This is a genomic window from Pseudomonas lopnurensis (assembly GCF_015070855.1).
GTDB lineage: Bacteria > Pseudomonadota > Gammaproteobacteria > Pseudomonadales > Pseudomonadaceae > Stutzerimonas > Stutzerimonas lopnurensis.
Genome location: NZ_JADDIX010000053.1, coordinates 95,604 through 108,083, shown reverse-complemented (window position 1 = coordinate 108,083; position 12,480 = coordinate 95,604). Strand labels below are relative to the sequence as shown.

Here is a 12,480-nt window from a genome sequence, read left to right as displayed (position 1 = left end):
AGAGGACGGGTAATGCTAGCGGAGCAAGCAATAAATTGCATCCGACCCGCGCTCGATCGAGCGTGCTCGTCTACGACACGCGAGCGCCGAGCGCCCGCACCACCTGCCCCAGCACGGCGTCGGCACCCTCGATCCGCACCTGCAGCCCGTCTATTTCCCGGCGCGGCGGGTAGTGCTTGCGCAACCGGTCGAAGCCGGCGCGGCGTTGCGTCTCGTCACCGCGCAGGCTGCGGCGAAAATCCGCATCGTCACGGCGCGGGTCGTACACCGCCCGGCACAGGGTCGCCAGCATATCGGCCGGCTTCGCCGACGAACTGAACGTCATGCCCAGCAGCGCGGCTTCCGGCATCAGTTGCGCAAGTTCCACCTTGGGCTCCAGCCCTTTCGCAGCACAGAATGCGGCGTAGATCTGCGCCGTGCCACGCAGTTTGCCGTCCAGGCTGTAGCCGGCGATGTGCGGCGTGGCGATCCGGCACAGGCCGGCGAGTTCGACGTCGACCTGCGGCTCGCCTTCCCAGACGTCCAGCACCGCCTCCACGTCAGGGCGCTGCAGCAGCAGTTCCAGCAAGGCCGCATTGTCGACGACCGCACCCCGACTGGCATTGATCAGCCAGGCACCGGGCCGCAGCCGCGCCAGGCGGTCCTTGTCGAGCAAATGGAAGGTCGGATGTTCACCCTGCATGCTCAGCGGCGTGTGCAGGCTGATGACATCGCACTCGGCAAGCACCTCGTCCAGCGAGACGAAGTCGCCGGCCTCACGCGATTGGCGCGGCGGATCGCAAACCCGTACATCCCAGCCGAGCCCCCGCAGCACTTCCACCAGGCGCCCACCCACCTCGCCAGCGCCGACGACGCCGAAGCGTCGCGCGCCGAGCGTCTCACCTCGTGCTTCGGCCAGCGCCAGCAGGCCGCCCAGCACGTAGTCGACTACGCCCCGCGCATTGCAACCGGGCGCGCTGGCCCAGTCGATGCCGGCTTCCTGGAAATAATCGAGGTCCAGATGATCGGTGCCGATGGTGCAGGTGCCGACGAAGCGTACCGGCGTATCTTCCAGCAGCTCGCGATCGACCCGGGTTACCGAGCGCACCAGCAGGACATCGGCCTGCTCCAGTGCCGCCCGGTTGATGCTACGGCCGGCCATGCGGCGAATCTCGCCGAACCCCGCGAAGAAGGCTTCGGCCAATGGAATGTTTTCGTCGGCAAGAATACGCATGGGGACTCCGTTGCAATCGAGGTCATTTTAGCCAGGCTCCGCTTTGCCTTTCTGAGCGCGTTCCCGAAAGGTAGACTAGCGCGCTCATTGTATACAACCGGAATGCCTGCAATGCCCACTGAGCCCAGACTCAGACGGGTACGCGTTGAATTGCGCACCCTCTTCGCCCTCGCCCTGCCCATGATGATCGCCCAGTTGGCCAGCACCGCCATGGGCTTCGTCGATACCGTGATGGCCGGGCGGGTCAGCCCGCACGACCTGGCGGCGGTGGCGCTGGGCAATTCGATCTGGGTGCCGGTGTACCTGCTGGTGAGCGGCATCACCCTGGCGACCACGCCGAACGTCGCCCAGCGCTTCGGTGCCGGGCAGCAGCAGCAGATCGGGCCGCTGGTGCGCCAGGCGCTGTGGATGGGTCTGGGCATCGGCCTGCTCGCCGCATCGCTGATGTGGAATGCCGAACCGGTGCTGCATCGCATGCGCGTGGAGCCGGCCCTGATCGAGCCGACCATGGCCTATCTGCGCGCCGTCGCCTGCGGCTTTCCAGCCGTGGCGCTGTATCAGGTGCTGCGCTGCTTCAGCGACGGCCTGGGTCACACACGACCGAGCATGGTCATCGGCATCCTCGGGCTGCTGCTGAACATTCCGCTCAACTACATCTTCATCTACGGCAAGCTTGGTATCCCGGCGATGGGTGGGGTCGGCTGCGGCGTCGCCACCGCATTGGTGATGGCGTTCATGCTGCTGGCGATGAGCTTCTGGGTGAAGCGTGCCAGCTACTACCAGGCGAGCGAGCTGTTCTCCCACTTCGAATGGCCGCGCTGGCCACCGCTGCGCCACCTGCTCTCGGTCGGCGTGCCCATCGGCATCGCCGTGTTCGCCGAAGCCAGCATCTTTTCCGTGATCGCCCTGTTGATCGGCGGGCTGGGCGCGACCGTCGTCGCCGGCCATCAGATCGCGCTGAATTTCACCTCGCTGATCTTCATGATCCCGCTGTCGCTGGGCATGGCGGTGACGGTGCGCGTCGGTCAGGCCCTGGGCCGCCATGCACCGCGGGATGCACGCTTCGTCGCTGGCGTGGGAATCGCCGCTGCCTTGGTTTATGCCTGTTTCTCCGCCAGCGTCATGCTGTTGTTCAGCGAACGGATCGCGCGAATCTACACGCCAGACCCGGCCGTCATCGCCGTGGCCGCCGGGTTGTTCTTCTACGCCGCGCTGTTCCAATTCTCCGACGTGGTGCAGGTCACCGCCGCCGGGGCGCTGCGCGGCTATCAGGACACCCGCATGACGATGGTCTTCACCCTGTTCGCCTACTGGGGAATCGGCCTGCCGGTGGGCTACCTGCTGGGCCTGACCGATCATCTCGGCGCCGCCAGCGGCCCAAGCGGCCTCTGGCAGGGATTGATCGCCGGGCTGAGCTGCGCAGCGCTGTTGCTCAGCGTGCGCCTGGCACGCAGCGCGCGCCGCGAGATCCGTCGGCATGCGCGGCGCAGGGCGATGGCTTAACAGAATCAGCAGCAATGGGCTTCATCCCACCAGGGCGCCACCGAACGTGTGGTGGGCTGAAACCCACCCTACCTGGACTGCCAAAGACGCAAACACATCGCCCCAGGTCGCCCCAAAGAAGCCCACCAACAGCGCTCAAGGCCCGCACAGAACGACGACTCGAAGATCCAACGCTCACAGGCTGCGCTCGATACGCCCATCGGAGCGAGCCAGATAGCCCGTGCCGCATTCCCAGAGCAGCGCATCCCGCTGCTCGGTGGTCAGCGCCTGGAGGCCGCCGCGCAATGCATAGGCGGTTAAGCCGAGCTGGGTCAGCAGGAACACCGCAGTGGCGCTGCGCTTGCCGCTCTCGCAATAGCACAGGTAGATGCGCTCATGGTCCAGCAGGCGGGTTTTCAGGCGTAGCAGATGCAATGGCATGCTCAGCGCCTGCATGGCGTGGCCACGTTCGTATTCGTCGAGCAGGCGCACATCCAGCCATTGCGCGCCGCAACCCAGCAGGTCGGCCACGTCGTCCAGGTCGATTTCGCCGACCACCGGCGCCTTGAGCAGTTCGAGGAAATCGGCGCGCGCCAGGCGCAGCACGCAGCCATCCTCGATCATGCTCACGCTGGCGTTGCGCGGGCGATCCTCGAGCAAGGCCTCTTCTCCGAAACAGGCCCCCGGCCCCAGCTCGGCCAGCCGCTGCCGATCGGCGCCCGCGCCCCTGGCCACCTCGGCCCGGCCGCTCTTGAGAAAATAGCAACAGTCGCCGGCTTCCCCCTCCTGCAACAGGGTCCGCCCGGCGGGCACCTCGAGCGCCACGAGCCGCTGCAGCATGCTGCGGATGTTCGCAGGCGGAACCTGGGCGAACAGCGGATTGTCCAGCAACGGCTCCAGCCAGTCGCCCAGCTCGCCATCCATGGACAGTTGCAGCAGCACATCCTGATGGGCCTGGCGCCAGGACAGCAACCGATCCAGATCCGCGTCGTCCACGGCCAGCAACCGGCAGTCTTCGAGGGCACGCACTTGCCGGAGATGGGCATGCGGCAGGCTGTGGCAGCTGGCGGGCGTACCGGCCTGCAGGCGAGTCTCATGGCCATCGTCATCGACCAGCGCCAGGCTGCCGGACAGCAGGAAATAGTGCGCCGGCGCCTGCCTGCCATCGCGCTCGAGAAGCCGTCCGGCCGCCAGCGCTTGCGGCACCAGCCGGCCTCGCAGCTCCCACAGCTGGCGGGGCGACAGTGCATTGAGCGGTATCAGATTGCGCAACTGCTCCGGGTGCAGGGGGGTGTTCATCCAGAAATATCCAAAAGGTCCATCAGCCCATCAACCGTCGCAGCTGCGCCTGGGCAGCCCGGCGTCCCTGCAGCCCGCCGGTATGAATGAAGACGAGCCGCGTGCCTGGTGGAAAATAACCGCGCTCGATGTAAAGGCGCAATGCCATCATCGCCTTGGCGGTGTAGACCGGGTCAAGCGGCACGCCCCCGTCGCGCTCCGTGGCCTGGATGAAATGCGCCAGCTCGGCGTCGAAACGACCGAAGCCGGCACGGCTCGCATCCAGCAGCCGGTAGCCGCTGTCGGCCACCTCGGCCTCGGCGAACAGCTCGGCCAGGCGCGCATCGACCGCATGCGATGGCGGCCCGGCCAGCGCACCGAAGACCGGATGCCGCCCCGCTTCGCCGATGACCAGCCCGGCCAGGGTGGTTCCGGTGCCCACCGCCAGCCAGTTCGCGTCGTAATGCTCCCAGCCGATAGTCGGCAGCAGCGCCTGCAACTGCGAAACCAGCACGACGCAGCCCCGTGCCCCAGCCAGGCCGCCACCGCCTTCGGGAACCGGGTAGTACCCGCGATAGCGTTCGAGCCAGGGCGCCCAGAAACCAGGTAGATTGCGTGCCCGATAGCCGCCATAACCCAGCCAGTGCAATTGCATGCCGCAGGCACGCAGGTCGCATACCGTCGGTGTTTCCTGCTCATGCCCGCGCAGCAGCCCGACAGTGGCGAAGCCGAAGCGACGGCCGGCAGCCGCCAGGGCGTGCAGATGGTTGGAATGCGCGCCGCCAAGACTGACCAACCCGGGGGCCCCGGCAGCACGAGCCGCATCGAGATGCCGGGTGAGCTTGAACCACTTGTTGCCGGACAGTTGCGCGTCGACCTGGTCGAGTCGCAGCACGGCGACCTCGACGCCGGCGCGCTGCAACCAGTCCAGCGGCAACCGCTGCAGCCGCAAGGAGCCGTCGAAGGCATGGGAAGGATGAGTGAAGGACAAAACGTTCAACTGCCGGTGCGCTGCCGGCCTTCCTTGCCGTGGCGGGCACAGCAATTGGACTCGCCGATCACGAAGCGACTCGGCGTATCGATCTTGTCCAGCGGCATCGCACAACGCTCGCCGCTGGGCAGCGCGGCCACGCATGCCGGCTTCTGATAGTGCTCCAGCCACTGGCGATACTGCTCCTCGGACACGGAGCACTTGGCAGCGGCGTAAGCCAGGGGATTGGCCCGGTAGCGGGCCAGGTCCGGCAATGCGATGGTCAGATGTCCGGCGCCCGGATGATAGGCCGTGAACACGACGCCCTGGCGCGACAGTTCCTCCAGCACACGATCGCCACTGCGACTCAGCACCTCGCATTCGCGCTTGAGGCGCTGGACCTCCTCTTCCAGCTGCACGTCCAGCTCGTTGCGGTACGCCAGCTCCACGTCGCGGATCGCCACCTGTTCCTTGTATTCGGCGACCGCTGCGGCGATGCGTGCCTGCGCTTCACGCTCGAACTGTTCACGGGCCGCGCCCGCTTCCACGCGGCCGTTCATCTCCAGCATGCGCAGCTGCTTGCTCATCTCTTCGCGAGCCGTCTGGAAGCTCGCGGCCTGCGTCGCGATCTGCGCATGCAGGCTGCCGTTGATCTCGGCCTGTTGCTGCAAGCGCTGCTGCAGCGCCTGGATCTCGCCCTGCAGCCGCTGCTGTTCCTTGTCCGCGGCAGCCACGTCCTCTTCGCGCTGGCGTTCCAGATTGGCGATGCGCTGGCGCTGCTGCTTGATCAGCAGGGCGGCCTTCTGACGTTGTTCCTGCTCGAGCTTCTCGGCGCGTCTGGCGGCCTTCGCCTTGGCGGCATCGGCGGCATACCAGGTATCCTCGGCAACCATCTGCAGGCGCTCGGTCGGCACGGCCAGCGGCGCTTCGTCCTCGACCAGCAGGCCCAGCTGGTTGCGCTTGACGCGCTCGCGCAGCAGAACCAGGTCGTTGCGTTCGGGACTCACCCTGGGGTCCCACATGTGCATCTGGTGCCAGGACACCGGGCACTGGCTACGGCAGGCCAGGCGGATCGGCCCGGCGCCCATGTCCGGGCCGCGGCCGGTGCGTTCGGCCAGCTGGCGCAGGGGGATGTTCCAACCGTCGTCGGCGGAACCATCCTCATTGAAATCGAGACAGAAAAACACCGCGGCACGCACCAGCAGCCGCGGATTGATCAACACGTAGACCGCGCGCATCTGCCGGTCGGCGAACTCGGGCAGGTTGACCACGCCGTCCAGGACCGCTTCGAATTCCGGGAACAGCATTTCCTTGCAGATGCCGTCGTCGCCGTAGAACAGAATGGCTTCGACCATCTGCGGTTTGTTCTGCATGCTCGACATCCTTTATCGCCCGCGACCGCGAGCCAGCGATTTCCGGGACGGTGCGGCCATCCAAGGCCGGCGCCGTTGCGTTGGTGAGACAAGTTTAGGGGAAAAGTTCGAGCAGGCAATGTGACTGGGTTGGCAGCGCCCCTGCCGTCGCGGCGCAAGCGATGGGTGGCCCGATCGATTTGCGATGGCCATCTAACTCGTCCCGCGTACGCCCGCGAGCCGGTGCTACAGCGCTTCGCCGGGCACCGGCGGGCCGCTCATGGACGAGGCATCGGTTTCAGAGTTCGGCGGCGAGGCGGCAGCCCTGGTTGATCGCCCGCTTGGCATCCAGCTCGGCGGCCACATCCGCACCGCCGATAAAGTGCACGCGCGCGCCGCCGGCTTCCAGCCCTGCCTGCAGCTCGCGCAGCGGCTCCTGGCCGGCACAGAGGATCACCGTATCCACCGGCAACACCTGCGGCGCGCCTTCGGCCACGCGGATATGCAACCCGGCGTCGTCGATCTGCAGGTACTCGACCGAGTTGAGCATCTGCACGTGCTTGTTCTTCAGCCCGGCACGGTGGATCCAGCCGGTGGTCTTGCCCAGGCCGTTGCCGACCTTGGATTTCTTGCGCTGCAGCAGATAGACCTGGCGCCTGGGCGCATGGGGCGCCGGCTGGATGCCGGCGACGCCGCCGCGCACCGACAGGCCGAGATCGATGCCCCACTCCTTCCAGAAGGCTTCGCGATCCAGGCTGGTGGATGGTCCGTCGTGGGTGATGTATTCCGACACGTCGAAACCGATGCCGCCGGCGCCGATCACGGCGACACACTGGCCGACCGGCTTGCGCTCGAGGATCGCGTCCAGGTAGCCGATCACCTTCGGATGATCGATGCCGGGAATCTCCGGGATGCGCGGGGCGATACCGGTGGCCAGGACGATCTCGTCGAAGCCGCCGGCCAGCAGCAGCTCGACGCTGGCGCGGGTATTCAGGCGCAGCTCGACGCCCGTTTCCTGCAGCCGGTTCTGGAAATAGCGCAGGGTCTCGTGGAACTCCTCCTTGCCCGGCACGCGCTTGGCGACGTTGAATTGACCGCCGATCTCGCCGGCGGCATCGAACAGCGTCACCCGGTGGCCGCGCTCGGCAGCGACGGTGGCGGCCGCCAGCCCCGCCGGGCCGGCGCCGACCACGGCGATTTTCTTCACCGCCGTGGTCGGGATGTAGTTCAGCTCGGTTTCGTAACAGGCGCGCGGGTTGACCAGGCAGGTGGTCAGCTTGCCGCTGAAAGTATGGTCCAGGCAGGCCTGGTTGCAGCCGATGCAGGTATTGATGCGCTCGCTGTGGTCGGCGGCCGCCTTGTTGACGAACTCCGGATCGGCGAGGAACGGCCGCGCCATCGAGACCATGTCGGCATCGCCCTCGGCCAGTACCTGCTCGGCCACCTCCGGCGTGTTGATGCGGTTGGTGGTGACCAGCGGAATGCCCACCTCGCCGCGCAGCCTGGCGGTGACCTTGGTGAAGGCCGCGCGCGGTACCTTGGTGGCGATGGTCGGAATCCGCGCCTCGTGCCAGCCGATGCCGGTGTTGATCAGCGTCGCGCCGGCCCGCTCGATCGCCCTGGCCAGTTGCACCACCTCTTCCCAGGTACTGCCGCCTTCGATCAGATCGAGCATCGACAGGCGGTAGATGATGATGAAGTCGCTGCCGACCGCCTCACGCACGCGGCGCACGATCTCCACGGCCAGGCGCATGCGGTTCTCGTAGCTGCCGCCCCAGCGGTCGCTGCGGTGATTGGTATGGGCGACCAGGAACTGGTTGATGAAGTAGCCTTCCGAGCCCATGATCTCGACGCCGTCGTAGCCGGCGCGCCGGGCCAGGCTGGCGCAATTGACGAAGTCGCGGATCTGCTTTTCGATGCCCGCCTCGTCCAACTCGCGCGGGGTGAACGGGTTGATCGGCGCCTGGATCGCACTCGGCGCGACCAACTGGGGGCTATAGGCGTAGCGCCCGGCATGCAGGATCTGCATGCAGATCTTGCCGCCCGCCTCGTGCACCGCCTGGGTGACGACCTTGTGCTCCTCGGCCTCTTCCGGCGTGGACAGCTTGGCCGCACCGGCGCGCACCGAGCCTTCCTCGTTCGGCCCGACGCCGCCGGTGACGATCAGGCCGACACCGCCGCGGGCGCGTTCGGCGAAGAACGCCGCCATCCGCTCGAAACCGTTGGGCATCTCCTCCAGGCCGGTGTGCATGGAGCCCATCAGGACACGGTTGCGCAAAGTGGTGAAGCCCAGGTCGAGCGGAGCCAGGAGATTCGGGAAAGCGGTCATGGTCTGTCCTCATCAAAGTGCCGAGCCTCATGGGGCTACGGTCGGTATGCAGCGACGATAAACAGGGCTCGCGCCCTGCTCAATGATCGAAAATGACAACTTTCTGATCCCTCAGTGCAAAACAGCTTGGCAATATGACCCGTTTTGCCTAGGGTGGGCCGATCACGACTGTCGCCAGGCCCATGCGCAACTCGATCAAATTCCTCCTGCTGCTGGTGTTCGCCGGCATCTCGCTCGCCCTCTACCTGGACTGGACGCGCGACCGCCGCAGCGGCCCGCTGCTGTCGGACCTGCGTACCTTGCCGATCGACAGCCAGGGCCTGCCGGGCAGCGCCGGCAACCTGCTCGGCATCGAGACGCGGCTGCAGCCGGCCGACTACCAGAGCCGCGAACGCCTGCAACTGAAATTCGCCACCTACCTGCAGCAGGCCGCCGATGCCGGCCTACTCAACGGCAAGACCATCGTGGTGTTGCCCGAGCACGTCGGCACGGGCTTGTTCGCCCTCGGCGAGAAACCGGAAGTGCAACAGGCCCGCACGCTGCGTGATGCCATGCAATGGATGGCGCTGAGCAATCCGGGGCGCTACCTGCGCGCCCTGACCGGCCACCAGGGCGACGACCGCCGCACCGGCGCCGTGTTGCAGCTCAAGGCCCGGCAGATGGCCGAAGACTACCAGAGCATTTTCGGCGGGCTGGCCAGGCACTTTGGCGTGACGTTGGTAGCCGGCTCGATCGTGCTGCCCGAGCCCTATCTGGATGGCCAACGACTGCGGGTCGGCAAAGGCCCGTTGCGCCAGGTCAGCCTGACCTTCGACATCCACGGCAAGCCGCTCGGCCCACTGCAGTACAAGCACGCCCTGAGTCGCTACGAGCGCCGCTACAGCGTCGCGCCCGACCATGAACGACGACCGCTGATCGACACTCCGGCCGGCGCGCTGGCGGTGCTGTTGGGCTGTGATGCCTATCGGCAACGGCCGCCCGGCGAAGCGAAGCTGCTGGCCATCCCCGGCGCGTCGGCGGAACCGCAAGCCCACTGCGGCGCTGCGCGCCGCGACATGCCCGGCGATATTCCCTACATGGCCGTGCATACCCTCGGCCTGCCCTGGAACCTGCTCGGTTCGCCACGTCGTCCCGCCCTGCCCAACCACGGCACGCCCGTGCAACTGCGCAATCTCTGGCTCGGTGAATGACATGAATGCGCAACGGGTGCGACTGGGGGACCTTTCCGTGGGCTTCGTGCACAGCCTCGACGAAGCACTGCAGCGGCGCGACCTCGATGCCCGCCCCCTGCTGGAAGCCTACGGGCTGGATGCCGAACGCCTCGCCGAGCCGCAGGCACGGCTGTCGATTCCACGCTACATGCGCCTCGGCCACGCGGCCATCCAGCTTGCCGGCGACCCCGCACTCGGCCTGGAGATGGGCCGCCTGCGCAAGCCGGGCCACCTCGGCCTGGCCGGACTCACCGCCACCCAGGCGCCGACGGTGCGTGAAGCCGCGCGGGCGCTGATCCGCTTCGAAGCCCTGTACGCCTCCAACTACCGCGGCAGCTCCAGCTTCCATGAAGACGCGTCGGGCGCCTGGCTGCGCTTCTATTCGATCAGCCCCTACAACGCCTACAACCGCTTCGTGGTGGACACCGTGCTGGCCAGCTGGATCGCGCAACTCGCCCGCCTGGCCGGACAGGCGCTCGTGCCGCTGGCAATCCATATCGAGTTCGAAGCACCGGACTATGCGCCGCGCTACGAAGCCCTGTTCGGCCGGCCGGTGAACTTCGGCGCCGAGGCCAATCAGCTGTATCTGGAAAAGAGCGTCCTGGCCCTGCGTAATCCGGAGCACTGTCCCGGCACCTGGCGCCACCTGCTGGAACTCTGCGAAAGCGAACTGGAGCGACGCACCCGCACCCGCAGCCTGGGCGAGCGGGTGGCGCAGCTACTCGGCCCGCTGCTCAAGGGGCAGGAACCAGACCTGCAACAGATCGCCGGGCGCCTGCAGATGCCGCCCTGGACACTGCGGCGCAAGCTGCTCGAGGAAGGCACCAGTTATCGCGCGATCTTGAACGACACGCGCCGCGACCTGGCGATGGCCTACATCCGCGATACCGAATCGGCCTTCGGCGAGATTGCCTGGCTGCTCGGCTTCTCCTCGGCCGAAGCCTTCCAGCGCGCGTTCAAGCGCTGGAGCGGGCAGACGCCGGGCGACTATCGGCGCACCCAGCGACGCTCGGCCGAGCGGGCCTGAACGGCCGATAAATGGGCCAAGGCCGTGACTGCGGCGGAGCCCGCTTGTGCGCGAGTGCAGGCTGATGGCTTCCCCAGATAAGGCGAAGCGACGATGCATCGTGCAAAACGGAGTTTTCGTATCTGGGGGGAGAAGCCATCGCAAAACAGCCCCTAAAGCTCCACGGCATCCTCTGCGGAATCGAGGCAATCCTGCTCCGCGGCGTGCCATTCGAGTAGTTCGTCCTGATAATCGTCCATTAGGAGGACTCCTTCTTTGATTTGTCTAGGTAGAAGATGACTTGGCAATTTTCACCAAGCCCTTCAAGGTTCATGCCAGACAATCTACAGCCCGCGAATGAACGATCGGTGACGCTTTCATCCACGCCAGCGGGCAGCCCGAGCGAGTCCATGCCATAAAACGGCGCAGCCTGCGCGCGGTCATGCCCAAACGAGGCGCAGGTGCCTTCAAGGTGCCGCCAGCCCCGCCGCATTCATTGCCTGGCGCAACAGCCAGGCAACCATCGCAAGCGCCAGAACGCTGCCGCTCCAGATCAGCACCAGCCAGGTCATGCGCTGCCAGAGCGGCTTCTGTTCCGGCTCTGCGGCCGGGTCTTTCCTGTCGCGCGCCATCAGTGGTAACCATCGTCGGCGCTGACCTTGCCGCGGAACACATAGTAGCTCCAGGCGGTGTACATCAGGATCAGCGGGATGATCAACAGCGCGCCGACCAGGGTGAAGCCCTGGCTCTGCGCTGGCGCGGCGGCGTCCCAGATGCTCACCGATGGCGGAATGATGTTCGGCCACAGGCTGATCCCCAGCCCGCTGTAGCCGAGGAAGATCAGCGCCAGGGTGAGCAGGAACGGCGTGTAGTTGGCGTAGCGCCGGATCGATCGCAGCAGGCCGAGGGTGCACAGCAGCACCAGGATCGGAACCGGCATGAACCAGAACAGGTTCGGCAGGCTGAACCAGCGTTCGGCGATATCCGGATGGGTCAGCGGCGTCCACAGGCTGACGATGCCGGTGACCGCCAGCACCGCCCATACCAGCGGCACGCCGATGTCGTGCATGCGCTTCTGCAGGTCGCCAGCGGTGCGCATCATCAGCCAGGTGCAGCCGAGCAGCGCATAGGCGACGATCAGCGCCAGGCCGCAGAACAGCGAGAACGGCGTCAGCCAGTCCAGCGCGCCGCCGGCATAGACCCTGCCCTCCACCGGCAGCCCGCTGATGAAGGCACCCAGCACCACGCCCTGGAAGAAGGTCGCGGCCAGCGACCCGCCGATAAAGGCCTTGTCCCAGATGTGCTGGCGCCGCTTGCTGGCCTTGAAGCGGAACTCGAACGCGACACCACGGAAGATCAGCCCCATCAGCATGAAGATGATCGGCAGGTAAAGCGCCGAGAGCACCACCGAATAGGCCAGCGGAAACGCCGCGAACAGCCCCGCGCCGCCCAGCACCAGCCAGGTCTCGTTACCGTCCCAGACCGGCGCCACGGTATTCATCATGACGTCGCGCTCGGAACTGTCCTGGACGAAGGGAAAGAGGATGCCGACGCCGAGATCGAAGCCGTCCATCACCACGTACATCATGATGCCGAAGATGATGATCACCGCCCAGATCAGTGAAAGATCGATGCCCAT

10 protein-coding genes are annotated in these 12,480 nt (G+C 66.4%); 3 read left to right on the top strand and 7 right to left on the bottom strand.

Annotated features, from left to right (window positions below):
* Nucleotides 1–70: 70 nt before the first annotated feature.
* A complete protein-coding gene (gene pdxB, locus IN820_RS10260) occupies nt 71–1,213 on the bottom strand; it encodes a 4-phosphoerythronate dehydrogenase PdxB (protein ID WP_193680881.1) in 1,143 nt (380 codons plus the stop codon).
* Nucleotides 1,214–1,324: 111 nt separating this feature from the next.
* On the opposite strand from pdxB, the gene IN820_RS10255 reads away from it, so the two are divergent.
* Nucleotides 1,325–2,716 (top strand): MATE family efflux transporter, encoded by a 1,392-nt coding sequence (locus IN820_RS10255; RefSeq protein WP_193680880.1) that lies wholly within the window; start codon nt 1,325–1,327, stop codon nt 2,714–2,716.
* A 174-nt stretch (nt 2,717–2,890) separates the two neighbouring features.
* On the opposite strand, the gene IN820_RS10250 is transcribed toward IN820_RS10255, so the two are convergent.
* From IN820_RS10250 to IN820_RS10235, 4 genes are all read right to left on the bottom strand, one after another.
* Complete coding sequence (locus IN820_RS10250; protein WP_193680879.1) at nt 2,891–3,994, bottom strand: cyclic nucleotide-binding domain-containing protein; 1,104 nt, start codon at nt 3,992–3,994, stop codon at nt 2,891–2,893.
* Between the two features lie 22 nt (nt 3,995–4,016).
* On the bottom strand, nt 4,017–4,964 hold the full coding sequence (locus tag IN820_RS10245; RefSeq protein ID WP_193680903.1) for a 1-aminocyclopropane-1-carboxylate deaminase/D-cysteine desulfhydrase: 948 nt from the start codon (nt 4,962–4,964) through the stop codon (nt 4,017–4,019).
* A gap of 5 nt (nt 4,965–4,969) precedes the next feature.
* On the bottom strand, nt 4,970–6,316 hold the full coding sequence (locus tag IN820_RS10240; protein WP_193680878.1) for a chromosome partitioning protein ParA: 1,347 nt from the start codon (nt 6,314–6,316) through the stop codon (nt 4,970–4,972).
* 277 nt (nt 6,317–6,593) lie between these two features.
* Entirely contained in the window at nt 6,594–8,624 is a 2,031-nt protein-coding gene (locus IN820_RS10235; protein WP_193680877.1) for an NADPH-dependent 2,4-dienoyl-CoA reductase, read from the bottom strand.
* Nucleotides 8,625–8,806: 182 nt separating this feature from the next.
* Between IN820_RS10235 and IN820_RS10230 the strand changes: the two genes are divergently transcribed.
* Together IN820_RS10230 and IN820_RS10225 are read left to right on the top strand one after the other, a co-directional pair.
* Complete coding sequence (locus tag IN820_RS10230; RefSeq protein ID WP_193680876.1) at nt 8,807–9,814, top strand: carbon-nitrogen hydrolase family protein; 1,008 nt, start codon at nt 8,807–8,809, stop codon at nt 9,812–9,814.
* A gap of 1 nt (nt 9,815) precedes the next feature.
* Nucleotides 9,816–10,862, top strand: a complete 1,047-nt coding sequence (locus tag IN820_RS10225; RefSeq protein ID WP_193680875.1) for an AraC family transcriptional regulator — start codon at nt 9,816–9,818, stop codon at nt 10,860–10,862.
* Nucleotides 10,863–11,308: 446 nt separating this feature from the next.
* On the opposite strand, the gene IN820_RS10220 is transcribed toward IN820_RS10225, so the two are convergent.
* Entirely contained in the window at nt 11,309–11,473 is a 165-nt protein-coding gene (locus IN820_RS10220) for a DUF2474 domain-containing protein (RefSeq protein ID WP_193680874.1), read from the bottom strand.
* Nucleotides 11,473–12,480, bottom strand: a complete 1,008-nt coding sequence (gene cydB, locus IN820_RS10215) for a cytochrome d ubiquinol oxidase subunit II (RefSeq protein WP_193680873.1) — start codon at nt 12,478–12,480, stop codon at nt 11,473–11,475. The genes IN820_RS10220 and cydB overlap by 1 nt, the downstream gene beginning before the upstream one ends.